This window comes from Gilvimarinus agarilyticus (genome assembly GCF_000832015.1).
GTDB classification, from domain to species: domain Bacteria; phylum Pseudomonadota; class Gammaproteobacteria; order Pseudomonadales; family Cellvibrionaceae; genus Gilvimarinus; species Gilvimarinus agarilyticus.
Window position 1 is genome coordinate 1170647 of sequence record NZ_JXCJ01000001.1, and the last position, 25861, is coordinate 1196507.

General features: G+C 53.3%; 19 protein-coding genes. 14 read left to right on the plus strand and 5 right to left on the minus strand.

Annotation, left to right across the window (positions count from 1 at the left end):
• Window positions 1-3: 3 nt before the first annotated feature.
• Together SD69_RS05085 and SD69_RS05090 are read left to right on the plus strand one after the other, a co-directional pair.
• Complete coding sequence (locus tag SD69_RS05085) at window positions 4-387, plus strand: VOC family protein (protein WP_041522348.1); 384 nt, start codon at window positions 4-6, stop codon at window positions 385-387.
• A gap of 191 nt (window positions 388-578) precedes the next feature.
• On the plus strand, window positions 579-1709 hold the full coding sequence (locus tag SD69_RS05090; RefSeq protein ID WP_198144056.1) for a right-handed parallel beta-helix repeat-containing protein: 1131 nt from the start codon (window positions 579-581) through the stop codon (window positions 1707-1709).
• Window positions 1710-1771: 62 nt separating this feature from the next.
• Here SD69_RS05090 and SD69_RS05095 read toward each other — a convergent pair whose 3' ends face one another.
• A complete protein-coding gene (locus tag SD69_RS05095; RefSeq protein WP_041522350.1) occupies window positions 1772-2722 on the minus strand; it encodes a sugar kinase in 951 nt (316 codons plus the stop codon).
• Between the two features lie 382 nt (window positions 2723-3104).
• On the opposite strand from SD69_RS05095, the gene uxaC reads away from it, so the two are divergent.
• From uxaC to SD69_RS17985, 6 genes are all read left to right on the plus strand, one after another.
• Window positions 3105-4520, plus strand: coding sequence for a glucuronate isomerase (uxaC, locus tag SD69_RS05100; RefSeq protein ID WP_041522351.1), 1416 nt, complete (start codon window positions 3105-3107; stop codon window positions 4518-4520).
• A 9-nt stretch (window positions 4521-4529) separates the two neighbouring features.
• The gene (locus SD69_RS05105; RefSeq protein WP_052480907.1) at window positions 4530-6002 is read left to right on the plus strand and encodes a mannitol dehydrogenase family protein; all 1473 of its coding nucleotides are present in this window, start codon (window positions 4530-4532) and stop codon (window positions 6000-6002) included.
• Window positions 6002-7186, plus strand: a complete 1185-nt coding sequence (locus SD69_RS05110) for a pectinesterase family protein (protein WP_041522352.1) — start codon at window positions 6002-6004, stop codon at window positions 7184-7186. Before SD69_RS05105 ends, SD69_RS05110 begins: the two co-directional genes overlap by 1 nt.
• Before the next feature lie 145 nt (window positions 7187-7331).
• Window positions 7332-7568 carry a DUF2789 domain-containing protein gene (locus SD69_RS05115; protein WP_041522353.1) on the plus strand — a complete coding sequence of 79 codons (237 nt, stop codon included), beginning with the start codon at window positions 7332-7334 and terminating at the stop codon, window positions 7566-7568.
• Between the two features lie 137 nt (window positions 7569-7705).
• A complete protein-coding gene (locus SD69_RS05120) occupies window positions 7706-8326 on the plus strand; it encodes an energy transducer TonB (protein WP_041522354.1) in 621 nt (206 codons plus the stop codon).
• Window positions 8327-8903: 577 nt separating this feature from the next.
• On the plus strand, window positions 8904-14852 hold the full coding sequence (locus tag SD69_RS17985; protein ID WP_198144057.1) for a discoidin domain-containing protein: 5949 nt from the start codon (window positions 8904-8906) through the stop codon (window positions 14850-14852).
• 104 nt (window positions 14853-14956) lie between these two features.
• Here SD69_RS17985 and SD69_RS05130 read toward each other — a convergent pair whose 3' ends face one another.
• Window positions 14957-15613, minus strand: a complete 657-nt coding sequence (locus SD69_RS05130; protein WP_041522355.1) for a hypothetical protein — start codon at window positions 15611-15613, stop codon at window positions 14957-14959.
• A gap of 133 nt (window positions 15614-15746) precedes the next feature.
• On the opposite strand from SD69_RS05130, the gene SD69_RS05135 reads away from it, so the two are divergent.
• From SD69_RS05135 to SD69_RS05145, 3 genes are all read left to right on the plus strand, one after another.
• Window positions 15747-16289 carry an RNA polymerase sigma factor gene (locus tag SD69_RS05135; RefSeq protein ID WP_052480910.1) on the plus strand — a complete coding sequence of 181 codons (543 nt, stop codon included), beginning with the start codon at window positions 15747-15749 and terminating at the stop codon, window positions 16287-16289.
• Window positions 16282-17340 carry a FecR family protein gene (locus SD69_RS05140; protein ID WP_041522356.1) on the plus strand — a complete coding sequence of 353 codons (1059 nt, stop codon included), beginning with the start codon at window positions 16282-16284 and terminating at the stop codon, window positions 17338-17340. The genes SD69_RS05135 and SD69_RS05140 overlap by 8 nt, the downstream gene beginning before the upstream one ends.
• A 65-nt stretch (window positions 17341-17405) precedes the next feature.
• The gene (locus tag SD69_RS05145) at window positions 17406-20273 is read left to right on the plus strand and encodes a TonB-dependent receptor domain-containing protein (protein WP_041522357.1); all 2868 of its coding nucleotides are present in this window, start codon (window positions 17406-17408) and stop codon (window positions 20271-20273) included.
• A 143-nt stretch (window positions 20274-20416) separates the two neighbouring features.
• On the opposite strand, the gene SD69_RS05150 is transcribed toward SD69_RS05145, so the two are convergent.
• Window positions 20417-22114: a carbohydrate-binding protein gene (locus SD69_RS05150; RefSeq protein ID WP_041522358.1), complete on the minus strand. Its 1698-nt coding sequence runs from the start codon at window positions 22112-22114 to the stop codon at window positions 20417-20419.
• Window positions 22115-22300: 186 nt separating this feature from the next.
• Here SD69_RS05150 and SD69_RS05155 point away from each other — a divergent pair, with 186 nt between their 5' ends.
• The 3 genes from SD69_RS05155 to SD69_RS05165 all read left to right on the plus strand — a co-directional run bounded on the left by SD69_RS05155 (window position 22301) and on the right by SD69_RS05165 (window position 24123).
• Window positions 22301-23299, plus strand: coding sequence for a type 2 periplasmic-binding domain-containing protein (locus SD69_RS05155; protein ID WP_157471616.1), 999 nt, complete (start codon window positions 22301-22303; stop codon window positions 23297-23299).
• 77 nt (window positions 23300-23376) lie between these two features.
• Entirely contained in the window at window positions 23377-23727 is a 351-nt protein-coding gene (locus SD69_RS05160) for a hypothetical protein (protein ID WP_041522360.1), read from the plus strand.
• Between the two features lie 27 nt (window positions 23728-23754).
• The gene (locus SD69_RS05165) at window positions 23755-24123 is read left to right on the plus strand and encodes a SpoIIAA family protein (RefSeq protein WP_041522361.1); all 369 of its coding nucleotides are present in this window, start codon (window positions 23755-23757) and stop codon (window positions 24121-24123) included.
• Window positions 24124-24171: 48 nt separating this feature from the next.
• Here SD69_RS05165 and SD69_RS05170 read toward each other — a convergent pair whose 3' ends face one another.
• On the minus strand, window positions 24172-24966 hold the full coding sequence (locus SD69_RS05170) for a gluconate 5-dehydrogenase (protein WP_041522362.1): 795 nt from the start codon (window positions 24964-24966) through the stop codon (window positions 24172-24174).
• A 22-nt stretch (window positions 24967-24988) separates the two neighbouring features.
• A complete protein-coding gene (gene kduI / locus SD69_RS05175) occupies window positions 24989-25828 on the minus strand; it encodes a 5-dehydro-4-deoxy-D-glucuronate isomerase (RefSeq protein ID WP_041522363.1) in 840 nt (279 codons plus the stop codon).
• Window positions 25829-25861 lie beyond the last annotated feature (33 nt).

Genomic DNA, 25861 nt, shown 5'->3' on the forward strand with positions numbered 1-25861 from the left:
GTGATGCGAATTGAACACTTTGCGTTTAATGTAAAAGATCCAATCGCGGTGGCCGAATGGTACTGCCAAAATTTAGGTTTTACGGTAAAACATAAATTTAATAAAGCGCCACATACTCACTTTTTGGCAGACAGCACCGATAACGTGATGATTGAAATTTATAACAATCCGCCCGGTGAGGTGCCTGATTACCCGTCGATGAATCCATTAACACTGCATTTGGCTTTTGTTTCGGCGGACCCCGAGGCTGATGCAGAGCGCCTGTGTGCGGCCGGTTGTAAAGTGGTAGATGATGTGCGCCTCAATGACGGCTCAGTGTTGTTAATGCTGAAAGACCCCTGGGGTTTTGCGATTCAGCTGTGTAAGCGCGGCAACCCTATGGTGTAGCGTTGGGGGTGCAATTCTAAATTCGGTGAGGCAGTGTTATGGCTCGGTCTGGATCTTGTTTTAAGCGAGCTCATTGCCTCGCGTTGTTGTTATTGTCGCTGTGTACGATGTCGGCGCATGGGATAGACCTCTCTGCCGTGGAAGGCTTTGGCGCTGATACGCCGGCAGGCCACGGGGGCGAGGTCGTTAAAGTGACTAGCTTGGCCGCCAGTGGGCCAGGCTCTCTACGAGCCGCGCTCGCTCAAACAGGCAAGCGAATTGTCGTCTTTGAGGTGGGCGGCGTTATCAATTTGGCTGGGCGTAGCCTCGAAGTCGCCGAGCCATTTGTTACGGTCGCCGGCGAAACCGCTCCAAGCCCCGGCATCATCATTATCCGCGGTGGTATTAGTATACGCACCCACGATGTACGCATTAGTCACATTGCTGTTCGCCCCGGCACCAACGATCAACCGGCGTTATCCGGCTGGGAGCCAGATGGGGTTGGCATCTCCCGGGCGAAAGCGCGGGACGTCCATATCGATCATGTCTCTACCAGCTGGGCGGTGGACGAAAACATGTCGGCCTCGGGCGAGCGCTACGAGGGGCCCGCGGCGACCTCGGGCAGGATAACCTTCAGTAACTCTATTATTGCTGAGGCGCTGGACTACGCTACCCATAAAAAAGGTAAGCACTCAAAAGGTATTCTGATTCACGATTATGTTCAGGACGTGGCGGTAGTGGGCAATTTGTTTGCTCACAACGATCGTCGCAACCCCTATTTTAAGGCGCATGCCACAGGGGTGGTGGTGAATAACCTCATGTACAACCCGGGCAATGCCGCCGTTCAGCTTGGCTATATCGACCATGAGTGGGAGGGACGCGAGCGGCAGCCCGGGAACCCTCAAGTGGCGGTAGTCGGCAATCAGCTTATTTACGGCAGAGATACCTATTCCGATTTAGCATTGGTGGCCTATCAGGGGGATGTTTATCTAAGCGATAACCAAGTCCTAAACCTTGATGGCGGCGATATGGCACAGGTTCAGGGGGATATTAAACTACTGAAGAACGCGCCGGTTTGGCCGCAAGGTTTGCAGCCACTTGCACTCACTAAGACGTATGAGCATGTGTTGACTCATGCCGGCTCGCGACCCTGGGAGCGCGACCAAGTCGACCAAAGAATTGTGGATTCAGTGCGGCGCAAAACCGGGCGAATTATCGACTCGCAAGATGAGGTTGGTGGCTACCCTGATTATCCCGCTGTACGCCGGCCGTTAGAGGTGCCCGCCAATTCAGATGAGGTGGCAGGTTGGTTGCTGAGCTTTGTTCCGAAGGCGTATCGCTAGCGTGGGCTTTAATGAATAAAAAAAACGGCGCCGATGGCGCCGTTTTTTTTACAGTGGCTTTATTACTGACTTGCCAGTTCGCTAAGGTAAAGCTCACGATCAATAACGCCGCCGCGGTGCTGAATAATAACTCGCGCACAGCGACAAGCTTGCTGAGCGGCGGCCTCGGCAGATTCGCCGGCACTGCGCGCTGCCAGATACCCGGCATTAAACGTGTCGCCTGCAGCCGTGGTATCGACGATGTTTTCTACCTTGGGTACCGCTACACGCGTTTGTTGTTCACCGTTTAAGATAATCACATCTTGGGCGCCGCGCTTGAGTACAATCTCTTCGATATTGTAAGCGGCGTAGCGCTCTTTTACCGCCTCGACCGAATCGGCCTCTTCATCGCCCCACAGCAGCTCTTCGTCATCGAGTGTTAACAGCGCCAGATCAGTGACAGAGAGTAACTCACTCATGGCGTCTTGCGCCTGCTCCGGGGTTTGCCAAAGTCGCGGGCGGTAGTTGCTGTCAAAGGCAACTTTCCCGCCTCGTTCTTTAAAGCGGCGTAAAAAAGCCAATAAATGCTGTCTGGCGTCCGCGCTGATTATGGCCAGGGTAATGCCCGAAAGGTAGATCATATCGTAGTCGCTGAGGGCGTCTTCGAGCATAACGATCTCTTGCTGCTGGCTAAATAAGGCTCGGGCCGGTGCCTGTGAGCGCCAGTAAAAAAATTCGCGTTCGCCATCGGGGCTGTTGTGAATCATGTAAAGGCCCGGCACGGTGCTCTCTTGATGGACAATGGCCTGGGTGTCGATTTGTTCGGCTTGCAGGCGCGCGACGATCGCGTCGCTGTAGTGGTCGTCACCCAGCCGGGTGATATAAGCGGTGCCGGTACCGAGGCGGGACAGTGTGACCGCTGTATTGTAGGTGTCACCCGCGTAGGACAGGGCTTTAAATTCGCGACCATCGCTGCTGGGCTCGCTAGCGGCAAGCTCGATCATAACCTCGCCGATACAGGCAATCTTTGCCATGGTGTCTACACTCTCTTATGTATTTTGGGCGCCAAAAAACAGGATGGGCGCTCTGGTTAAATGTATGCTTGCGTCGGATTTTACAATTGGTCAGGCCGGTGTGCAAGCGGAGGTTGGATTATGGGGCTAGTAGGCGTTGTTGGGTCTCCATATATGATATAGTCCTAAAAACTATAAGGTTGCTTATAGGCGTCGTATGATATTGCTTCAGTACGCGGCAGCCTTGCTCTGAATCCATTACGCCCGAGGGGTAATGAATGGCGCCATTGACATAGGCGCAGACATTTGTAACTATAAATTGGTCATACCTTAGTGCGTAAAAATCCTACAGCTGGTCAGGCTGATTTTTGCCCAACCTTTTAACAACGGTAATAATATCATCATGAGTGCACTGAATTTACACCCAGATCGTCTGTTTCCTGCCGATGAAACTACCCGCGCTATCGCGCGTCGACTCTATCAAGAAGTTAAGAGCCTGCCAATTGTTAGCCCGCATGGTCATACCGACCCGAGCTGGTTTGCTGAGAATCAGCCGTTTGGTAACCCGGCTGACTTATTAATCAAGCCTGACCACTACGTGTTTCGTATGCTCTACAGCTTGGGGGTATCGCTACCGTCACTGGGGGTGCCCAGTAAGTCCGGTATCGCGGTAGAGCAAGACCCACAAAAAATTTGGCGCTTGTTTGCCGACCACTACTGGGCATTTCGCGGCACGCCTTCACGTATGTGGCTCGATTATGTTTTTAAAGAAGTCTTCGAGCTGGATCAGGTGTTAAGTGCTGATACGGCCGACACTTACTATGAGCGCATTAACAGCTACTTGCAAAAGCCCGAGTTTTTGCCGCGCTCGCTGATGGAAAATTTCAATATCGAATATCTGGCCACCACCGAGTCGCCACTGGACGACTTGCGCCACCACAAAAAAATCCGCGAGAGTGGCTGGGGAGGTGGCGTCATCACCGCATATCGCCCCGACCCTTTGGTTGACCCCGACTTTGAAGGCTTTGCTGTAAACGTGGCCAAGCTGGGGGAAATTACCGGTGAAGATACCAATACCTGGTCTGGTTATTTAGCGGCCTTGATGAACCGACGTGAATATTTTAAATCGTTTGGTGCGACCTCCACCGATCACGGTCACCCGACGGCCACCACCTCAGATTTGTCGGTTGCCGAGTGTGAAGCGCTGTTTGCCAAAGCGTTGGCCGGTAAATGTACGGCGGCGGAGGCCGAGCAGTTCCGTGGGCAAATGCTGACAGAAATGGCCGGCATGAGCATCCAAGATGGCTTGGTGATGCAGATTCATCCAGGCTCGTTCCGCAACCACAATCCCAATGTGTTTCGCGATTTTGGCCGCGATAAAGGGGCTGACATTCCGTCGCAAACCGAGTACGTCAACGCGTTAAAGCCCTTGCTGGATAAGTACGGTAACGATACCCGTTTGTCGATTATTGTCTTTACGCTGGATGAGACCGTATACAGTCGCGAGTTAGCTCCGCTGGCGGGGCATTACCCCGTGCTTAAGTTGGGCCCCTCGTGGTGGTTCCACGATAGCCCGGAAGGGATGCGTCGTTTCCGCGAGCAAATTACCGAAACGGCCGGCTTTTATAACACCGTTGGCTTTAACGATGATACTCGCGCATTTCTGTCGATCCCGGCGCGTCACGATGTGGCTCGTCGTATGGACTGTAACTTTTTGGCGCGTCTGGTGGCCGAACATCGTTTACCAGAAGACGAAGCCCGTGAAGTGGCAATCGATCTAACGTACAAACTTGTTAAGCAAGCTTACAAGCTCGACTAAGGAATTTTCATGCAGCGCTTAAATAATCAAACGCTCGCGAATATCGCGGGCGTAGCTAGCACACCCAGTTACGATCGAGCGAACAGCAACGCCGGAATTGTTCACTTGGGTATAGGCGCGTTTCATCGCGCCCATCAGGCGTGGTACACCGAGGCTTTGCTGAATAGGGGAGCCGCGGGTTGGCAGATCATCGGGGCGAGTTTGCGCTCGCCCACCGTTAAAGATCAGCTGGCCACGCAGGATGGTTTGTATACCATTGTTGAACGCGGCCCGGAGGGTGAGAAGTTTCAGGTGGTCGGCGCGGTTAAAGATGTGCTGGTGGGGCCCGAGTCTCCGGCGAGCTTGTTGTCAGTTATGGCTGATGCTCAGATTAAAATCGTGTCCTTAACCGTGACCGAAAAAGGTTATTGCCACGATCCGGCCAGTGGCAATCTAAATCTTAGCAATGCCGATATCAAACACGATTTGGCGAACCCTAACGCACCTAAATCGGCCATAGGTTTTATTGTTGCAGCACTCGATGCCCGGCGCCAAGCGGGTGTCGATAGCTTTACGGTATTAAGCTGCGATAACTTACCCAACAACGGCGAAGTGTTAGAGAAAGTCACTTTGCAGTATGCCGAGCAGGTCAGCGCTGAGTTGGCGGCTTGGATTCGCGCCAACACGACATTTCCGTGCACCATGATTGATCGCATTGTGCCCGCTACCACCGACGCCGATCGGCAGGAGCTGGAGGGTAAGCTTGGGCTGCGCGATGAAGGTATGGTGTTGGCCGAGCCCTTTAGTCAGTGGGTGATTGAAGATAAGTTTTGCTCTGACCGGCCCGCCTGGGAGGATGTTGGCGCGTTACTGGTAGACGATGTCCACGTCTATGAAATCATGAAGCTTCGGCTGCTAAATGGCAGTCACTCTCTGCTGGCTTACTGTGGTTATCTGGCCGGTTTTGATTACGTCAGCGAGGTTATGCGCGAGCCGGTGCTGGCTCAGCTGTGTCAACGCTTTATGGATCGAGAAGTGAGCCAAACTCTGACAGTGCCCGCGGGATTTGATATGGAGCACTACAAGGTAGAGCTGCGCGAACGATTTGCCAACCCGGGTTTAAAACACCGCACCTGGCAAATTGCGATGGATGGCTCGCAGAAAATTCCCCAGCGCTGGCTGCAAACATTGCAGGCGCAGCTAGAGGGTGAAGGCAATATCGACCTTTTGTGTCTTGCGCTAGCGGCGTGGATTCGGTACGTATCTGGCGTTGATGAAAAAGGCGAAGCCATTGATGTGCAAGATCCACTCGCCTCTGAGTTAAAAGCGCTGTGCGACGCCAGTGATACACCGGAGGCAACCGTTCGCGCCGTCCTTAACGTCAAAGAGGTGTTTGGTGAGAGCTTGGCATGCAACGAGAAAGTACTGGCGGCTACCACCCAATGGCTGACGCGTATCAGCGAGCAGGGCGTTTTAGGTGCACTAAAAGCTGAGTTAGTCTAATGGTTTGGGGGCGTCGATCACTAGGACAAGTTAACGTCGGCTGGTCTAGAGTTGCTCAGTTTGTGTTGGTGATTGCGGTGATGTTAGTGGGGGTGGACTTGGCGCGAGCCGAGCCCGCCTACCATGCGCTGGTGTCGCCTGTGCCTGCCTCTGAGTTGACTGAAATTTCGGATCAGTACCGTAACGTACCTCGCTATGAGTCGGTAACAAAGGCGCTAGCCGCTGCGCCCAAAGCGGGGCGTTATCGTGTGGCTATTTGGCCCGGTGATTACTACGAGAAAATTACCATTCAGCGTGACAGTGTATCGCTGATTGGAATTCCCGCGAAAGATGCACTGCCCCGTATCCACTTTGACGCCTATGCCGGAATGGCATCACAGTATCACCGCGATGAATGGGGTACGCCCGGTTCGGCAACGGTAACCGTTAATGCGCGCGGTACGGTATTAAGCAACTTGCATATCGAAAATAGTTTTGACTTTCTGGCTAACGATGCACGGCCCAAAGATCATCCTAACCGGGTGCGCCACTCACAGGCCGTGGCCTTATTGCTCGATATTGATAGCGACTTGACCTACGTTGAGCACTCCAGGATCGATGGCTTTCAAGACACGGTATTTGCCGATGGGGGCCGGAGTTATTTTTATCAATCGCTAGTCAGCGGCAATGTTGATTTTATTTTTGGTGATGGCGTAGCCGTGTTTGAACAGTGCGAGATCGTATCGCGCGTGCGAGGCAAACACTTTGATGCCGGCGACATTCAAGGGCATGTGACGGCACCGTCTACCAATATTCAGCAACCATTTGGCTTGGTGTTTTTAGATTCTAAGCTAATTCGTGAGGCGGGCGTGCCGGACCAGAGCACCTCCCTGGGGCGGCCTTGGCACCCAACCACCACCTTTTCTGATGGTCGCTATGCCGACCCTGATGCAATAGGCTCCGCAATTTACGTTAATACCTGGATGGATGCACACATAACGCCCGACGGCTGGGCGAGTATGAGCGGCACTGCCCGTGATGGCACCAAGAGCCGGGTGTTTACGCCGGCCGAGTCGCGCTTTTACGAGAGCCATTCAGCAGGCCCCGGGGCTCTTCAAAGCTCAGGGCGGCGCACCTTGCCTGATGACAATGCACAAGAATTAGAAGCGTTTCTAGTGCGCTTTAAAAGCGAGTTTGACTTTTAATCTGGCGCATCGAGGCCCTCCGTTCACTTTTTCAATCCTTTTGCCTACGCCGCTGGTGTAACCTCGCCACTCGTCATCCTCGTATAATAGGTTTACAGTAAGGGTAGTTATACTTACCTCTCGAATCACCGTATAGGAGCCGTTTATGGAGTCGCCCGTCCACCCTTTGTCTGCATTGTTTGATCAGCTGGGGTTGCCCAGTAACCCTGAAGCGATTGAGCAATTTATCGCGAGCCACCGGCCAATGGCCGCGGACGTTAAACTGGCTGACGCCCCGTTTTGGAGTGACAGCCAGCAACGTTTTTTGCAGCAAGCGATAAGCGATGACGCCGACTGGGCCGAAGTTGTCGATGAGCTGGACGCCTTGCTGCGCCACGGATAACCCGATTTGCTTACTCTTGTGAAATAACATTCTCCCCGAATCTCATGGCTTATTATTGCTAAAGGAACTTTGCGCGCCACGCTTGCAGTAACTATGGTTAAAGCGTTGGTATCGATCATTCGCGTGAGGTACGGGTTATGACTACAGCAACAGTAATGCGTTTTACGGCAATTCCCATGGGCATGCTGGCTACGGCTGGTTTGCTTTTGGTGATGGCCACCCTGATTCAAACGGACTATGTCGCTATGGAGCCGCCTGAGTCGGTGACCATTGGCAAGATTGTTATGCCGGAGGCGGAGATTATCGTGGATTACGAGTCGCCCCTGGCCAGGCCTGAAGCGCCCCCGGCACCTCCCGAAATGCCCCTGATATCGACTGAGGTTCAAGTGGACCCAGCCGCGCCCACGGGCACCGGGGTACAGTTTACTGACCCGGTCGATAACACGCTTAGTGTTGGCCTGGTACAACCGGGCGATTACTTGCCCATTGTTAAAGTCGCGCCGCAGTACCCGCGCACGGCTATTCGCCGCGGTTTAGAAGGAGAGGTTGTGGTCTCCTTTACGGTAACCCGCACGGGTGCAACACGGGATATTGCGGTGATCAGTGCGCATACTCTCGATGGTAATCCAACCAGCGTATTTAACAGCGCGGCGATAAAAGCGGCCGAGCGATTTAAATACAAGCCCCGCATTGAAAATGGCGTACCACTGGAAGTGCACGGTGTGCAAAATCGCTTTATCTTTGAATTAGCCGAATAGACGGTATTAATACTCATACCCTCCTGCCGACCAATCGCTGGTCGGCTTTTTTGTTTTCCCGCTTGGTTGAAATACGACGCTCCATTTATTTCTCCGCTCTTATTGTGTTTGCCCCTCCGGCTATTACGCGTACCGCTTTTCGTTAGATTGGGCTGGCAGGGCGACAGTACGGACATCACAGCCCGTTAATACTCGTTCTATTTGGTTATAATTTGATCTCAGTAACGTCATGTAAAGCGTCGGGAATAAGGCTAATAAAACCGTCCGCGACTGAGCTTGTCTCTCGTTAATTGTTGTGTGAGCGGTTTCTCATTCTGGCCGATAAGCGGCCTTGGCTATTTTGTCAGGCGTAGGTGCTAAGTCTTTGAAACGGCCACGCTTTTAAGTGTCGTTTCAGTTCCGCTAGGGGTTGGTGCTGATATTTACCATGGCGGATATCGCAAAGCCGCTCGTCTTGAGTGTCAGGTCTATGCGCCCGGTTTTAGTGGGGCGCGACAAAAGCAATAACAACACTATTGCGCAACGAGTGAGAGCCACACAGGGAAGCGCGCAAAGCAATCGCACTGGAGAACACAATATGAAGAAGCCAGATAAATACTCTGACGCGACGGGGGCGCTGTCGCGTTGCAGTCGTATAGGATGGAAATCGTTGCTTGGCGCTTGTGCGCTTATGTCCCTAGGCGCCACTACTGCATTTGCTCAGTCGTCGCCCACCGAAGATGACTTTCAGCGCCAGGTGGTTGCGGAAAACCTCGACCTGCCGATGGAGTTTGAAATCTCTCAGGATGGGCGTGTGTTTATCGCCAGTAAATGTGGCGCTCTTTACGCGTGGAATATTGACAATGGCACGCCCACCCAAACCGATACAGTGCCCAATGTGCGCTGCGCGTTTGAAGATGGCTTGCTGAGTGTTGCGCTAGACCCTAACTTTACGCAAAACAATTACATTTACTTTCAGTACACCTCGCCCGGCAGTATCACACGGGTTTCACGCTTTACGGTTAACGCCGACAACTCGCTTGACCACAACTCCGAGTCGATTTTACTGCAGTGGATCACCGGCGATGAAGCGCACGGCCACATGGGTGGCTCCATGCAGTTTGATACAGCCGGAAATTTAATTATTACTACCGGCGACAATAAGGCCGCGGGTGGTTATTTTCAGCCCTCGGCACAGGGCACCTCGGGTAATACCAATGATTTACGCGGTAAAGTGCTGCGTATTACCCCCACTGCTAACGGGGGTTTTACCATCCCGGCGGGCAACTTATTTACAGGCGACGCGCTGCATCGGCCCGAAATTTACGCCATGGGTTTTCGCAACCCCTTTCGCTTGAATGTGGATCCGCAAACCGGTTGCTTGTACGTTGGCGACATTGGTCCAGATGCTTCGGCCGATAGTGCCGAGGGCCCGGGCGGCTTAGATGAACTGAACGAGATATGCAGCTCGGGTAACTACGGCTGGCCTTATATTATCGGCTACAACCAGCCGTACGCAGGGTTTGACCCCAATAATATTGTGAACAACGCCTCGGATAATACTGGCGCGACTAACTTGCCAAGCTCAACGGGTGCCATTTGGACTGTTCGCCACCAGGCCACTATGGCCGGCCCGGTATACCGCTACGATGAAAGCATCGAAAGCGAGTTTAAACTGCCTCCTTACTACAGCGGTAAATTGATTTTTTGGGACTTTAACAGCAGTCGCTTTTCGGTGCTCGACCCTGCATCTGGTAGCAATCCGCCGGTGGCCGAAGACTTCCCGTTGAATACCGCCGGGTTTCAGGGGGCGATCGATGTTGAGCTAGACCCGCGCACGCACCAGCTCTACGTGCTGCAGTGGGGCTCGGGCTGTTGTGATAAAGAGCCATATGGTGGCGGTGCGCTCTATCGCTTTGACTATGTGGGCGATCGTGATGACGGCCCTTTGCTGCCTGTGGTTAGCGCCTGGGCCAGCAGCGAAACCGGCGGCAACTTAGCGATGGACGCGTTTGATGGCGATCTCGATGCCACCCGTTGGGAAAGTGAAGCCTCTGACCCGCAGTGGCTAAAAGCCGAGCTCGATCAAAGCTCTGTCATCAGTACCATTAAAATTAAATGGGAAGGCGCTTACAGTGCGCGCTATGTGCTGGAGGGCTCAAACGATGACGTCAACTGGGATATGTTGGCGCAAGAGCTAAACGGTGTTGGCGGTACGGCATTGCATATTATTGAAAACACCAATGCCTATCGTTACGTACGTTTAACCAGCACCCAGCGTGGTACCGGCTATGGCCACTCGCTATTTGAAATGCAAATGTTCGGTGCCGAGGGCGATGAGCCCGAGCAATGCGAGCCGACAGGCTTTGCCTACCTGAATATGCCTTGCAAGTTGGACGCAAATTTTACCAATGTGCCAACGCTGTTGTCGCAAACCGGTGTCTTTAGCGATACCGCCAATATGGTGCCGACACAAAATTTGATTTCATTTAAACCCAACACCAAACTCTGGTCGGATCGAGCGCTTAAATCGCGCTGGATCTCACTGCCAACCGGCACACAAATTGGCTGGGATGAAAAAGAGTTTTGGGAGTTTCCGGCCGGTACCGTGGCGGTGAAACATTTTGAGTTGCCGTTGGTGGGCGATGATGGCGCGGTGACCAAGCGTCTGGAAACACGTCTGATCGTGATGCAGCAAAACGGTAAGGTCTATGGCCTGACCTATAAATGGCGTGCCGATAACAGCGATGCTGACTTGCTGACCACCGAGGTGTTGGAAGACATCGATGTGGTTGATACCAACGGTAATAGCTGGACGCAAACCTGGGCTTATCCAAGCCCGACTCAGTGTATTGATTGCCATAATGCCGGCTCTAGCCAAATCCTGGGTATGAGCACGCGTCAGTTAAACAGCGACTACGCTTACGCCGGCGGAAGTGAAAATCAGCTGGTTCACTTTAACAATATGAACCTCTTTAACCCGGGCTTTAATAATGCGCAGGTAGATACTTTTGATCGCATGGTGGCGATTGATGATACCAGTGCCAGCTTAGAGACGCGGGTCAAGTCGTACCTCGATGCTAACTGTGCCCATTGCCATGGTACCGGTAACGGTGGTTCGCAATGGGATGCACGCTTTAATACGCCGCTTGCCAATATGCAGGTTGTCAGCGAGTTAACCACCGGCATTCGCAACTACGAAAACTATTATGGAATAGCCGATGCCGAAGTGGTTACCCCCGGTGCACCCCATCAGTCGGTATTGTTTATTCGCGATAAGAGCGAAGACCCGGATGATCGTATGCCGCCTATCGGGCGGGCGCTGGAGCACACAGCGTACATCGATGTGTTAGAACAGTGGATTAACTCGCTCGAAGGCGGCCAAGACACAGGCGTACGTTTGTTGTCCGACGGTGCAACCGCGCAGGCATCATCGGTACAGGACGCATTCGTTGCTGACTTTGCAACCGATGGCGACCCGACAACGCGCTGGTCGAGCCTGGCCGAAGACCCGCAGTGGCTTCAAATTGATTTAGGTGGTGTGTATGCCATCGATTCGATAACGCTCAACTGGGAAACCGCGTACGGCAGTGCCTACACCATCGAAGGCTCCACCGACGGTGTCACCTGGACTGAGGTGCTGGTCAATAATAACGATCAGGGCGGCGTAGAAGAGCTGTCCAACTTATCCGGAAATTATCAGTACATTCGCCTGACGGGTACCGAACGCGGCACGCAGTGGGGCTACTCGTTGTTTGAAGTTGCAGTGTACGGCACAGACGCTGTGGCTACTGAGGCCGGCTTGCTGTCGCTTAATAAGCCCGCCAGCAGCTCTGATATTGAGGGCGACATGGTGGCGGCGAATGCCTTTGACGGCGACCCGGCAACGCGATGGGCCAGTGAGTTTGCCGACCCGCAGTGGTTGCAGGTGGATTTAGAGAAGGTGTCCACCTTAACCGCCGTTAACTTGAGCTGGGAGGCCGCGTACGGCAGCAGCTACACCATTGAAGGCTCGGTGGATGGCAGCAACTGGACCGTGCTCGCCAGCGTATCCGGCGGTAATGGGGGGAGCGAGTCGCTGAATGTCTCGGGTGATTACCGCTATGTGCGTATGGTTGGCACTGAGCGGGGCACCGAATGGGGCTACTCGCTGTTTGAAATGGAGGTGTGGGGCTACGGCGATGTTCAGGCGCCAACGGCCAGTGTCACCATTCAGTCCCCAAGCGCGGGTCAGGCTCTGCAGGCTGGCCAGGCTGTTAATCTGGCGTTGTCAGTCAGCGATGCTAACTGGTTTACGGCCGGTGGCAGCGTGCGTTACAGCGTCGATGGTGGCCTTGATACGACGACTACCAGCTCGACGGTAAACCTTGGGGTACTGCCCGCCGGGGCACATAGCGTCACGGTGGTGTTGCTGGACGGCGCCGGTGATACCGTGGGCGCAACGCGCCGTGTGAACTTTACGGTGCAGGCCGGTGAGACGAATGATGCTGAACTTTTGAGCTTAAACAAGTCGGCCACGTCGTCTGAGGTCGAAGGTCCGCACGTTGCCGGCAATGCGTTTGACGGCGATATGAATACCCGCTGGAGTAGCGAGCATACCGCGACTCACTTTTTACAAGTGGACTTGGGTGCAAGCTACGCTATTGGCAGTCTTCAAATTGATTGGGAGCCGGCCTACGCCACCGCTTATACCATAGAGGTGTCAGAAGATGGCAGTGCCTGGTCGCCGGTTTACAGCACGACTAGCGGCGCCGGTGGCAACGAAACGCTCGAAGTTTCCGGCGTTGGTCGTTACGTGCGTTTAAACGCAACGGAGCGTGCCACGGTTTACGGTTACTCCATTTGGGAGATGCGAATTTACAGCGAAGGCGATGTCGCCGTGGATGCTGGCATTGATATAACCGCCCCGTTTAACAATCAGGCCTTTATTGAGGGTGACGCTGTTAACTTATCGGTGGCTATCGATGACGCCGACTGGTTTAACAACGGTGGAAGCTATCGGTATTACCTGGACGGTAACGGCGCGGTTAGTGTGGCTCAAACCGGCAGCGTAAACCTTGGTGTGCTAAGTGTTGGCAGCCACTCGGTAAGTGTCGACTTGTTGGATGCCAATAACACGGTGGTGGGCGACGGAGACGCAGTTCAGTTTGTGGTAAACACCGATGGCGGTAATAACGGCGGCCCAACCGGTTCTCCCGAGCAGTTAACGCCCATTGATGTCACCGCCTCTAGCATTGTTGGCACGGGTGTCGCCGCGAATGCCATTGATGGCAACGAGGCTTCGCGCTGGGAGAGTGAGCAAAGCGATCCGCAGTACCTGCAACTGGATATGGGGGAGTTAACCTACTTTACCCGTATCTTGCTGGATTGGGAGGGCGCTTACGCCAACGTTTACACCATTGATGTTTCGGATGATGGCAACACTTGGACCACGGTTTACTCGACCGACAGCGGCGATGGCAATGTCGATGACATCACGCTCAATGGTGAGTCGGGGCGTTACATCCGTATGCACGGCACCGGTCGCGCTACCGGTTACGGCTACTCGCTATTTGAAGTGGCGGTATACGGTATGGCGGCCGACCCGGATCTGGCGCTGGTGAATATTCTCTCGCCCGCAGCGGGAGCCAGTATTGCCGAGACGGACCCGGTGAATCTGCAGGTAAACATTACCGATAGCGGTTGGTTGGCGAACGGTGGGAAATATCGTTACCGTCTTGATGGTGGCGCGCCGGTGGATGTCACTAACTTAAATACCGTTAATCTCGGTAATCTGGCCACCGGCCGGCATACTCTGCAGGTTACCTTGGTTGATGCCTCTGGTGCCGAAGTGAGTATTCCTCGCACGCGGGAGTTCTCGGTTAACTGCGGTAATGACTGCCCCAATGTGTTGGTGTTTTCAAAAACATCGGGCTTCCGTCATGGATCGATCCCCGCCGGTATCGCGATGGTTGAAGCGATCGCCGCCGACTATGGCTACGGTATTACCGCCAGCGAAGATGCGAGTCTGTTCAGTGCGGCTAACCTTGCGCAGTACAGCACCGTGGTGTTTATGAACACTACCGGTGATATTTTTACACCCGCGCAAAAAGCAGCCTTCCAAAGCTATATCGAAAATGGCGGCGGTTTTGTCGGGACACACTCGGCCGCCGATACCGAACACGGTTGGGACTGGTATACCGATACTCTGATGGCCGGTGCGGAGTTTATTCACCACGGTGACGGCATCCCTTACGCCCGTGTCGAGATCGAGACGGTCAATGATCCTTTGGTCGATCATATCGGTTCCGATTGGTACCTGGCCGATGAGTGGTACTTCTGGGAGGGAAACCCCCGTGGTGTGGGTAATGTTCAGGTATTAGCTAACCTCGATCGCGGTAGTTATAACTCAAACTACCCGGTAGAAGATCACCCTGTGGTGTTTAAAAACACTGTAGGTGCCGGTCGTGCGTTCTACACCGCCGTCGGCCATGTGGATGAGAATTTCTCTGACCCCAATATGGTTGAGATGATCCGCAAGGCTATTGAATGGACGTCTGAAGACTAGCCGTGCTCTGATGGCCGCAAGGCAACCGAAAGCCCGCCGCCAGGTTCTGGTCGCGGGCTTTCTTATAGGGATTAATGGCCTTCTCTGTACAAGGCTTGTTTGTTTCAGCGGTTACGATTTCCGAGAGAGGTGATTTGGCTGAGGCTCTGAATAAGCTCTTGGCTAAATGACTCTATTGTGTCAGGCGCAACCGCTGTAGCTATCAACCAATATTGGCGCTCCTTTACGTTGAGTAAGTGATACAGCGCCTGATGCTTTACGCCATCTTCCTGCCAGCTAATAAGCTGATAGCTGCCTTCGCTATCGGTCATGGTTTTAATCTGGTATCGCTTTGGGCGCTGCGGCCTAACGCTCACTCGCGAGTGTTGTTGTTTAATTCGCTGAACTAAATCCAACCACAGGCGCTGTTGATTAAGCGTTTCTTCTATTTGGATTACCTGCAGCAAATATTGGCTGTCTTTTTTCTCATCTTCTGTACCAGCGCTATTTTTACGGGCAAAAATTGTGACGTTAGCGGGTGTGTTGCTGGTGATAGGCCGTAACTGTATCGGCGCGGGAAAAGTGACACAGACCTCAGCTTGCACGCAATAAACGCCATCACTATTGCCACTTTGCGCAAAAGACAAACGTGGACTGATCAACGCCGAGATTATTGCTATACCGATGCACAAGGATATCGATGGCGAACGCGCCAGCGGTTTGGCCGCTTTATTGTTAAGCCGCTTGCGTGATTTAAGGTCGTGTTGCCAATGGCTGCTCACAGTGAGTCACTCAGGTATCCAAAATATCGTTGGTGGAAATTGCGCTCGAATTCGTCATGGTAATTAGGCCAGAAGAATATTGCCAGCGGTCTCAACCGAGCGGCCCTAATAATAAGTACAGCCAGGTATGAGCATGCACTATTCAAATGGTATGGAACGCATCTACTTTAAGGCCCTCGGATTAATGCGCCGCACTGTGGGCAGAGTGGTACCACCTGACGATGTGGAAGATATAGTGCAGGAAACTTATGTAAAAGCCTGTCAAATTCGGGATTTGGGGCACATACGCAACCCTCAGTCATTTTTACTCAAAATGGCGCGCAACCTTGCTTTAGATCACATAAAGCGAGCGGAATACCGTTTGGCTACATCAATCACTCAGCTATCCGGCGATAGTGACTTTGAACTTGGCTCTGAGCACGACAGTACCCTTGACTGTGTTACCGGTGATCAGGAGTTTTCGCTTTTTTGTGAGGCCGTGCGGCAGCTGCCGCAACAGTGCCGGCGCGCCTTTGTGTTAAAAAAGGTCTACGGCTACAGCCAAAAAGATATCGCTGAGCGCTTGGGGATTAGTGAGAGCACGGTAGAAAAGCACATAGCCACGGGGCTGCTTAAGTCACGTCGGTTTATGCGGAATAAAATGGGTGCATCGCTGGAGCCGGGTCGCTATGAGTAATGTATTGCGCTTTGAGAGCCGAGATGACATTGACCAGCGCGCGTGTCGCTGGGTGGCCGCCATGGATCGCGGCTTGAGTGCCGCTGAGCGCAGCCAATTAAGCCGCTGGTTAAAGCAACACCCAGCCCATGAGCGAGCGCTGTATGAATGTGCCCAGCTGTGGGACAACATGGATCAACTGAGTCGATTGGCCGGGCTGTTCCCGGAGATGAACCCATCCCCCTGGCGCCGCCCGCTAATGTTGAGTGCCGCGGCTTCGGTGCTGCTCGTGGTTTGCCTGAGCATCGCCTTAATGATGACCGGTGTGGCGCAGCCCGGTTGGTTTAACCAGGCGCTACTGTCCTCCGCTCCGTCCAAGGGCGTACTGACCACGGCAAAAGGTGAGCGTCGCAGCATCGCCTTGAGTGACGGCAGTCGTTTAACGTTAAACACCAACTCGCAACTTGAGTTGGATTTTAATGCCCGTTACCGCGATATTCTGCTGCGCCGTGGTGAGCTCAATGTCCAGGTGGCTCATGATAGCTCGCGCCCCTTGCGGGTTTTTGCCGGTGGTAAATTAGTCGAAGCGGTGGGTACAGCATTTAATGTGCAGCTTTTGGAAGGCAACCGTGTTGAGCTGATTGTTACTGAGGGTAAAGTGCTGGCGGCCCATGCACGTGCTGCGGATGCACCTCAAACCCGTGCGAATACAAATTACAGCCGTATCGACCCCGCGGTAAAGCCGGTTGGTGCGCGCGAGCGATTGGTGCTTGCCCAGGCGGATACTGACGTAGAGCGAATGAGTGACGCCGACGTTAATACCCTGCTGAGCTGGCAGCGCGGCGAATTAGTGTTTCGTGGCGAGACCCTGGCGCAGGCGATTGCCGAGGTAAGCCGCTATACCGATACCAGGATTACCTTTGCCGATCCGGAGCTAAAATCGATACGTATTGCCGGGCTGTATCGCGCCGGCGATGTCGACGGCTTGTTGGCTGGATTACAAAATAATTTTTCAATTGGTCATCGCTACCTGGATGACAACTCCATTGAGCTTAATGCCCTAACCGACTAGCACCTAAGTAACCATCTTGCCTTGATCGACAATAAAACTCAGGCCAAACCGATGAGAAAATAATAATGAAAGATTGGTTTTGGGGGAAATTAAAAGCAGGTTCGTCTTTGACCTTGGTGAGAGTAATACTCGCCGGGATTACAAAAAGTGTTGCGTTTTTTTTGTTGGCGGCAATGGTGTTTGCACGCGCTTATGCTGTGAACCTTGACGAAAAACATCACTTTGATATCCCCGCAAGCCGAGCTGACATCTCTCTGACTGAGTTTGCTTTGCAGGCCAATATAACTTTGGTTTTTCCGTTTGATCGAGTGAAGGGCGTCACTACCAACCCGCTAGTAGGGACTTACAGTCTCGCCCGGGCACTGGATCAGATTTTAGCCTATACGCCATTGACCTATAGCGTCAGCGAAGACGGTCAGCTCGCGATAATGAACGAGCCATCTACGCAAGAGAGCGATAATATGAATAAAAAGTATCTGTCTGTGGCGGTAGCTACCGCCCTTGGCACCTTAGCAAGCGCAGCCAGCGTTGCTCAGCAGGCCGCAGAGCCTGAAGCCCACGGCCTGGAGGTGGTTACTGTGACCGCCCGCCGTAAAGAAGAGAATTCACAGCAGGTTCCCGATACCGTTATTGCCTTTTCTGGTGATGCGGTAGAGCGTGCGAATATCCAGGCCGCACGGGATGTAACGGTTAGAATCCCCAATGTGGCTATCACCGAATCCTTAAGCCCGTCGTCAACGTTTTTAATTGTGCGCGGCATCTCGTCAGTACGTAACTCTGAGCCGGCGGTGGCCGTTGTTGTCGATGGTGTTCAGGTGGGTAGCGCGTCCGAAATTTCGCAGTCGTTTTTTGACGTAGAACAAATTGAATTGCTAAAAGGCCCTCAGGGCGCTCTGTATGGGCGCAATGCTTTAGGCGGCGCCTTGATTGTCACCTCAAAGAAACCCACTGAGGATTTCGAGGGCCGCTTTAGCGTGGGTGGTGGCAATGGCGATTTGTTTGAGGTGAACGGATCGCTCGCGGGCGCGATTACCGATGATTTAATGTTTCGCTTTGCCGGCAATCATCGCTCGTTTGGCGGGACCATCGAAAACCAGTACTTAAACGATGTCTACGAGCGAAATTCACGTGCGGTGACCGGAGATACCCCGAGCAGCAGCTACATGGATTTTGAAGAGAATCGCGATTTTCGTGCCCAGCTGCTCTGGGAGCCAACCGATCGCACCTCGGTGGATTTACGCTATTCGCAAAATGACCTCGAGTCGGGCGCCATGTGGTATCGCAATATCTACCGCTTAGAGACAGACCCAAACGAGGTTTACGAGTTTCCGATTAACTCCAACGGCAATCCAACCGCGAATCGCACCATCAATAGTGGCTCGTTAAAAATTGAGCATGGTTTTGATGATGTGACCTTAACCTCGATTACTGCTGCGACGGATACCAATGAGCGCTATGGCGTTGCCGGCGAAACCCGTGGTAATGATCGCACCGGTAACGTGTTGTTTTTTACCGAGCCCTACGTCAACGCGTTTATCGACAGCCTTGATAGCGACATCGATCGCGAATTTTTTAGCACCACACTGGCAGACTGGGCCGCGGGTAATTTTGTCGGCTCCGATCAGTACTATGATGTACAAACCGTATCGCAAGAGCTGCGTTTGTCTGGCAGCTTCTCGGACGAGCTTGAGTACGTGGTTGGCGCCTACGGTTTGTTAACCGATCGCGCCGATACGCTGCGTACCACCTGGGAGCGGCCAGAGGGGCAACCCTTTGACTGTCAGCCAGCTTACCCCGGCGGCCCGATAAAAACCGACTTTAGTACCTGTAACGGTTTAATTGATGCCACCCAAAACGAGCAGGACAATACCGCCTGGGCGGTGTTTTTTAGCACTGATTACCACATGACTGACACCTTAACCCTGACCCTGGCCGGCCGTTACGATGAAGATAAGCGCGAAGTCACCCGTATTGATGGGCCAACGGTGGACACCTTTGGTTTGGGAGTGGGCAGCTGTGATTCTGTCGCTGACCCAGAGAACTGTTCGCCCGCAGGCTCCACCATTAGCCGGACTTTCTCGGCGTTTCAGCCGAAAGTTTCGCTGGCTTATACACCAAGCGATGACTGGACCTTTTACGGCACGGCGGCGCGTGGTTTTAGAAGTGGTGGCTTTAATGCCTCGGGCGCGTTATTGACGGACAGTTATGATCAGGAGACGCTGGATAGCTTCGAGCTTGGTTTTAAGTCAACTTTGTTGGGAAATCGATTGCGCGCCAACGGTGCGATCTTTCACCAGCGTTACGAGAACGCCCAGCAATTTGAGTTTGATGGTGCAATTTTTGTGCAGAGCCTGTACAACATTCCCAAAAGCGAAATCAATGGCGTTGAGCTGAGCTTAGACTTTGCCGCCACGGATAATCTATTGTTGAGCGCCGGTGTCGGTATTATGGAATCCGAGATTACCGAGTTCGACTCGGGTATTCGCGATCGTATGCAATCGGAGTTGCTGGCTCGTACCGCTAACACCGTTAAATTGCCCGCCGGTACTCAGGCTTCATTTGACAATAATTTTCACGGCGAGAAAATGCCCAACTTTCCACATCAGTCCGCCAATGTGTCGGCGCGACACGACTTACCCATTGGCCGGGACGACAACCTGATCACGCAAATTGAGTACAGCTACACGGCTGACCGTTATTGGTGGATCGATGGTCAGGATGTGCAAGACGATGTGGGGTTAGTAAACGGCAGTATCGCCTACGTGTTTGACGATAACCTTGAGTTTCAGTTGTGGTGTAAAAACTGTACCGACGTCGATTACGACTCTGAGTATGCTCCCACCGAGAAAGAACTCTTTGGCGGCGCGGCAAAAGATGTGGCCTATCAGGCCCGCGGCCGTACTTTTGGCTTAAAGGCAAAGTATAAGTTTTAGTGCTTGGAGTCCTCTGGCATGGGGTTTCGATACCCTCACTTGGCGGGCCGTTATGGCCCGCCTTTTTTATGCCAGTAGTGACATTATTTATCCGACATAAAAAAGCCCGCGAGGCTATCGCGGGCTTTTGGGTACGGTGGCTGTTACTGATAAACCCGAACGTAATCGACGTACATGCGCTGAGTGCTAAAGTTGGCGTGATCCGGATCACCCGGCCAGTTGCCACCAACCGCGACGTTAAGCAAGAACCAGAAAGGTTGGTCGTACACCCACTGGCCGTATTGCTCGACTTGCGCACGAGTCACACTGTAAAAATTAATGTCGTCTACGTACCAGCGAATACCGTTTGCATCCCACTCGACCGCGTAGATTTTATAGGATTGCTCGATAGGTGTGGCATGATCGAGGTGTCCGGTGATAGGCGTGTTGCCTGAGTAACCCGGCCCGTGCAGCGCGCCCGAGGTGATGTTGTTGGTGCCAACATGTTCCATAATGTCCAGCTCACCACCCTGAGGCCAGCCCTGAGTATTAAAGTTGTCACCCAGCATCCAGAAGGCGGGCCAAATACCCTGTGCTTTAGGCAGCTTTAAACGAGCTTCCATCCGGCCGTATTTAAACGATTTTTTGTTGCGGGTGTTCATCCGGGTTGAGGTGTAGCCGCAGTTGCCACCAAACCAGCAGGCGCCGCCAGTCTCTTGTCGAGCTTCCAGCACCAGTACATTGCTGCCGGCCTGCGGATCGTACTGGATCGAGGCATTGTTGCCATTGGTGTAGTACTGCAGCTCATTGTTACCCCAGCCGTTGCCGCCGGTTTCAAAGTTCCAGGTGTTTAAGTCGATGCTATCGAACTCATCGCTCCAGGTAACCGTTGGGTTGGGATTTGGGTTGCCGCCGCCATCGGTGGGTGTGGCTTTAATCCAGTTGAGGTTCCAGCCGCCAGTGGTGGCATACACCCCAAGGCTGTGGTTACCGGCCGGTAGGTACGCATCAAGCGTCACCGTTTGCCAGGTTTGCCAGCCGCCGGTTACCGGAATGGCGACTTCGCCCAGTGACGTGCTGCCGCCGTTTACATCCAGCGACAGTACTCCGCCGCTGCCACTGGCGACTCGCACCTCAAATTGATAGTTGCCGGCGGTGGGGACATTGAAATCATTGTAGGCCAGCCACTCGCCGGATTCGGTCCAGCCAACATTGTAGCCGCCGCCCTGGTCACTGGTGGCTTCGATATCCACATCGCCGCTGCGATAAGTGCCCCCGGTGTTGCCTGGCGTGGTGTCGCTGGCGTTGTCGTAATCTTCGGCCTCAAAGGTTACGCTGCTGCCTCCGCCACCGGTGCTGCCCACGGGCTCGACTTCAATCCAGTTAAAGTTCCAGCTGCCAGTACTGGCGTAGACGCCCAGATTGTAGGTGCCGGCGCTCAAATCGACCTCTCGCTCTACGGTTTGCCAGCTTTGCCAACCACCCGTGGAGGGTATGGCGAGCTCGCCGAGCAGGATCGAGCCGGCATTGAGGTCGACTGACATGGCGCCGCCTGTGCTACTGGCGACGCGTGCCCGAACCACATAGCGGCCATTGGCGGGGATGTTAAGGCTGGCGTAGGTGAGCCACTCTCCGGCCTCTATCCAGCCCACATTATAGCCGCCGCCTTCGTCACTCGTGGCTTCAATATCGACGTCATCTGAGCGATAGGCGCCTCCGGTGTTGCCGGCGGAGGTGTCGGCAAAAGCGGTGTAATCTTCGGCCTGAAAACGCGCGGCCAGCGATGCATGGCTGCACAATATGGCGCTGGCACAGAGCGCGGCACTGAGCAAGCGTTTGGGATGTGAGTACTTTATTGTCATAGTGGTTTCTCTTGGTTTTAGTGCGATACCCCAGCGGGTGTAAGCGGGGCTGTGGCTTAGGCAGGCTAGTTGGCGCCAGTAGGGTGGGTCGCCACACTTTGCGACCGGGTGAAAGTGTGACGTCTGAAAATCGGTAAGCTTTTACGCGAGCCCAGAGCCGGCAAGGCCTGGACCGGGTAGATGGGTTTGGAATATCGAAAAGGTGTTTTAATTTCAACAACCAGTGAAGCCTACGACGGCTATGGTATGATGGCTGCCACCTGTGGCGACAATAATAGACGATTGCGGATAACGGTGGGCGACATGGTAATGATCAAAAAAGCGGTAATGCGTTGGATGGGCGTCGCCTGCCTGCTAGTGGGCAGTGCAGTGCCAGCGTATGCGGCCCAGCAGAATTCAGCGGCCGATACCGTTGCGAGCTCATCAAACCCCGCTATACCCGAATATGTGTTGTGGGTTGGGGGTAATGCGCCGGGGCGCGCCGAGCACGAAGTCGACGTGATTACTCGGGCACTGGAGCGTACTGAAGCAAAGTACGGACCCTATAAGTTAGTGGTGTCTCGCGAAAGCTCTCTCGGCGGCGATTGGCGCCACCTGCTCACCGCCGGGGATAAAATTCATATTGTCCCTACGTCGTACCTGAGCTTCCCGCCCGATGAAATAACACTGATTCCGGTGCCTATCGCAGGAGGCAAGTTGGGTTACCGCCATGTGGTGGTTAGACGCGATAGGCTAGCTGAGTTTGCCGGCGTGCAACACGCGCACGATTTGCGTGACAAGCTCGCCGGTCAAGGGCTGTATTGGCCAGACATGTGGGTCTACGAAGCCAATGAACTGCCGGTGGTGGGCAGTGAAGATTTACCCGCGTTACTAAAAGCGCTCGATAAAGGTGATATTGATTACTTACCTCTGGGGGTAAATGAAACCGAGTCTATCTTGCAAAAATACGCCCCAAACCCAGAGCGCTTTGCCGTCGTCCCCAACCTGCTTATTTACTATCCGTTATCCAGCACCCCCGTCGTGACGAGTAAGCGCCCAAAGCTTATTGCGCGTCTGAGTGAGGGGTTGGAGGCAATGCACGCCGACGGCAGTTTGCATGGCATGGCGGCTGACAAGTACGCGCCAACTCGCTGTCGTATTATAAAACTCGAAAACCCCACAAGTCTGTTCCCGGTAATTTACTAAACGGTGTTATACGCCTATATTTAGTTGCCTGGACTGAGCTTGGGCGTGTGCTTCGCAATCTACGTAGAGACGATAATATGGACTTTATCACAGCACCTGAAGCTGAGATCCTCGCTGTTGCAACCCCCATTATGGACAACCTGATGTCGGCCTCTGGTGACATCGATCACGCCCGCCACACGCGGGACTTTACTGATCGGCTTAAACAAATTGTAATGCCGGATTACTTGCGTAAAGTGTGCGAAAAATATCAGGCCGAAACAGGCTTTTTTGCCAAGCGCGAACTGGTTGCTGTGTTCCGCCGGCCAGACTCTGTCGCCATTGTGTGGCGGCAGTATTTTACCAAAGCCCCTGGCGAGTTTGTTGCCGAAATGGTTTTGGTGCAGCAGGACGGAAAATATTTATGTGATCATGCGGCGTTATTTTAGCGCGCGTTTAATCTGGAGAATCATATTATGTTGCAGATTGAGAAGATCGATAACCACTTAAACATTACCCTGTCAGGGCGCCTGAATAAAGAGCAAATGAGCCAGGCGCTTGACGACTTGATGGTTAAAGCGCGCGGTGTAGATCACGGCACCATGTTGTACGATGTGGTGGACTTTAAATTACCTGAGCCCCGTGCGGTATTGGCAGAGTTTATGCGAATGCCATCAATGCTGGGCTTGATTCGAAAGTTTGACCGAGTTGCGGTGTTAGCTGATCAGTCATGGTTGCAAAAAATCAGCGAATTAGAAGGGATGTTGATTCCGGGGCTGGAGTTAAAAGCTTTTTCACGGGCTGACCGTGCTGCCGCAGAAACCTGGTTAAAACGTTCGCCATAAGTCATTTAAAGTGGGCACAAGCCGAGCGGGCTTGTGCCGTGTTCCATTCTAGGTTTCGTTGGCAGGGCGGCCGATGGTGGCCAGGATGCCACCATCGACATAGACTATCTGCCCCGTGACAAAGTCCGATGCCCTGGACGCCAGAAAGACGGTGGCGCCTTGCAGGTCTTCCGGGTCGCCCCAGCGACCGGCCGGCGTGCGGCTGATAATAAACTCGTTCATAGGATTGCCATCTACCCGTATCGGTGCCGTTTGGCTGGTGGCAAAGTAGCCGGGGCCGATGCCGTTCACCTGTACATTGTGTTTGGCCCACTCGGTGGCCATATTTCGGGTTAACATTTTTAGGCCGCCTTTAGCGGCGGCATAGGCACCCACCGAGTTGCGCCCGAGCTCGCTCATCATCGAGCAAATGTTAATGACCTTACCGCCGCCGCGCTGTACCATTCGGGCTGCTACGGGCTTGGTCATGGTAAACACGCCGGTGAGGTCGGTTTTAATAACGTTTTCCCACTCGTCCAGTTCCATTTCCAGCAGTGGTGTACGGCGAATAATGCCAGCGTTGTTTACTAAGATATCAATGGGGCCCACGTCGCTTTCAATTTTTGCAACGGCGTCGTTTACCTGCGCTTCGTCGGTCACATTAAATAAATAGCCGTGGGCGGTGATGCCCGCGTCGCGGTATTCTTTTAAGGCTGTATCGACTTTCTCTTGCGATGAGTGGCCATTGATAACAACCGTGGCGCCCGCCTTGCCAAGACCCATGGCCATAGCCATGCCCAGGCCGTGAGTGGCGCCGGTAACCAGCGCCACTTTGCCTTGTAGAGAAAATAATTCGGTAGACATAATTGATCCTATAAAATTCGTATTACTTCAAGGTATGAGGCTTGTGGAAGTCCATGTCGGTGTAGTCGAGATTTTCACCGGCCATGCCCCATATAAAGGTGTAGTTGGCGGTGCCTACGCCGGAGTGCATTGACCAGGGCGGTGAGACGATGGCTTGTTCATTGCCAACCCAGATATGGCGGGTCTCATCGGCGGGGCCCATAAAGTGGCACACGGCTTGTTCTTCCGGAATATTGAAGTAAAAGTAGGCCTCCATGCGCCGACTGTGGGTATGCACTGGCATTGTGTTCCAGATGCTGCCTGGTTGCAGTTCAGTCATGCCCATTTGCAATTGGCACGTTTGCACGACACCGCTAATCAGTAGCTGATTGATTTTTCGCTCATTGCAGGTCTCTGATGAGCCCATCTCTAGTACCTTAGCGTCGCTCATGCCAACCTTTTTATGGGGGTAGGCATGATGTGCCGGCGCTGAGTTCATATAAAACTTGGCCGGGTTGGCCGGATCATCACTTTCAAAAATGACCTCTTGAGCGCCTTGACCTAGGTAAAGCGCCTCTTTGGTTGCGATTTCAAAGCGCTCGCCATCGACTGTAATCGCCCCTTTACCCCCGACGTTAATGGCGCCAAGTTCGCGTCGCTCGAGAAAAAAGTTGGCCTTTTGTTGGTACACCGGTTCCAGTGGAATCGGTTTGTTAACGGGCATCGCGCCGCCGACCATGATGCGCTCATAGTGCGTGTATACAAACAAGACTTCATCGGCCGCAAACACCTTTTCAATTAAAAAGTGTTTGCGGATTTTATCCGTGTCGTAATGTTTGTAGTCATCTAGGTGAACGGCAAAGCGTTCTTCAATAATGTTCATGATTCATCCCGTTGACTGTCGGTGGTTACTGGT

Excerpts from the sequence above, each read along its gene's own strand:
- uxaC (WP_041522351.1), top strand. The coding sequence starts at position 3,105 with ATGAGTGCACTGAATTTACACCCAGATCGTCTGTTTCCTGCCGATGAA.
- SD69_RS05170 (WP_041522362.1), bottom strand. The coding sequence starts at position 24,966 with ATGTCTACCGAATTATTTTCTCTACAAGGCAAAGTGGCGCTGGTTACC.
- SD69_RS05115 (WP_041522353.1), top strand. The coding sequence starts at position 7,332 with ATGGAGTCGCCCGTCCACCCTTTGTCTGCATTGTTTGATCAGCTGGGG.
- SD69_RS05105 (WP_052480907.1), top strand. The coding sequence starts at position 4,530 with ATGCAGCGCTTAAATAATCAAACGCTCGCGAATATCGCGGGCGTAGCT.
- SD69_RS05135 (WP_052480910.1), top strand. The coding sequence starts at position 15,747 with ATGCACTATTCAAATGGTATGGAACGCATCTACTTTAAGGCCCTCGGA.
- SD69_RS05085 (WP_041522348.1), top strand. The coding sequence starts at position 4 with ATGCGAATTGAACACTTTGCGTTTAATGTAAAAGATCCAATCGCGGTG.
- SD69_RS05095 (WP_041522350.1), bottom strand. The coding sequence starts at position 2,722 with ATGGCAAAGATTGCCTGTATCGGCGAGGTTATGATCGAGCTTGCCGCT.
- SD69_RS05110 (WP_041522352.1), top strand. The coding sequence starts at position 6,002 with ATGGTTTGGGGGCGTCGATCACTAGGACAAGTTAACGTCGGCTGGTCT.
- SD69_RS05120 (WP_041522354.1), top strand. The coding sequence starts at position 7,706 with ATGACTACAGCAACAGTAATGCGTTTTACGGCAATTCCCATGGGCATG.
- SD69_RS05145 (WP_041522357.1), top strand. The coding sequence starts at position 17,406 with ATGAAAGATTGGTTTTGGGGGAAATTAAAAGCAGGTTCGTCTTTGACC.
- SD69_RS05160 (WP_041522360.1), top strand. The coding sequence starts at position 23,377 with ATGGACTTTATCACAGCACCTGAAGCTGAGATCCTCGCTGTTGCAACC.
- SD69_RS05140 (WP_041522356.1), top strand. The coding sequence starts at position 16,282 with ATGAGTAATGTATTGCGCTTTGAGAGCCGAGATGACATTGACCAGCGC.
- kduI (WP_041522363.1), bottom strand. The coding sequence starts at position 25,828 with ATGAACATTATTGAAGAACGCTTTGCCGTTCACCTAGATGACTACAAA.
- SD69_RS05165 (WP_041522361.1), top strand. The coding sequence starts at position 23,755 with ATGTTGCAGATTGAGAAGATCGATAACCACTTAAACATTACCCTGTCA.
- SD69_RS05150 (WP_041522358.1), bottom strand. The coding sequence starts at position 22,114 with ATGACAATAAAGTACTCACATCCCAAACGCTTGCTCAGTGCCGCGCTC.
- SD69_RS17985 (WP_198144057.1), top strand. The coding sequence starts at position 8,904 with ATGAAGAAGCCAGATAAATACTCTGACGCGACGGGGGCGCTGTCGCGT.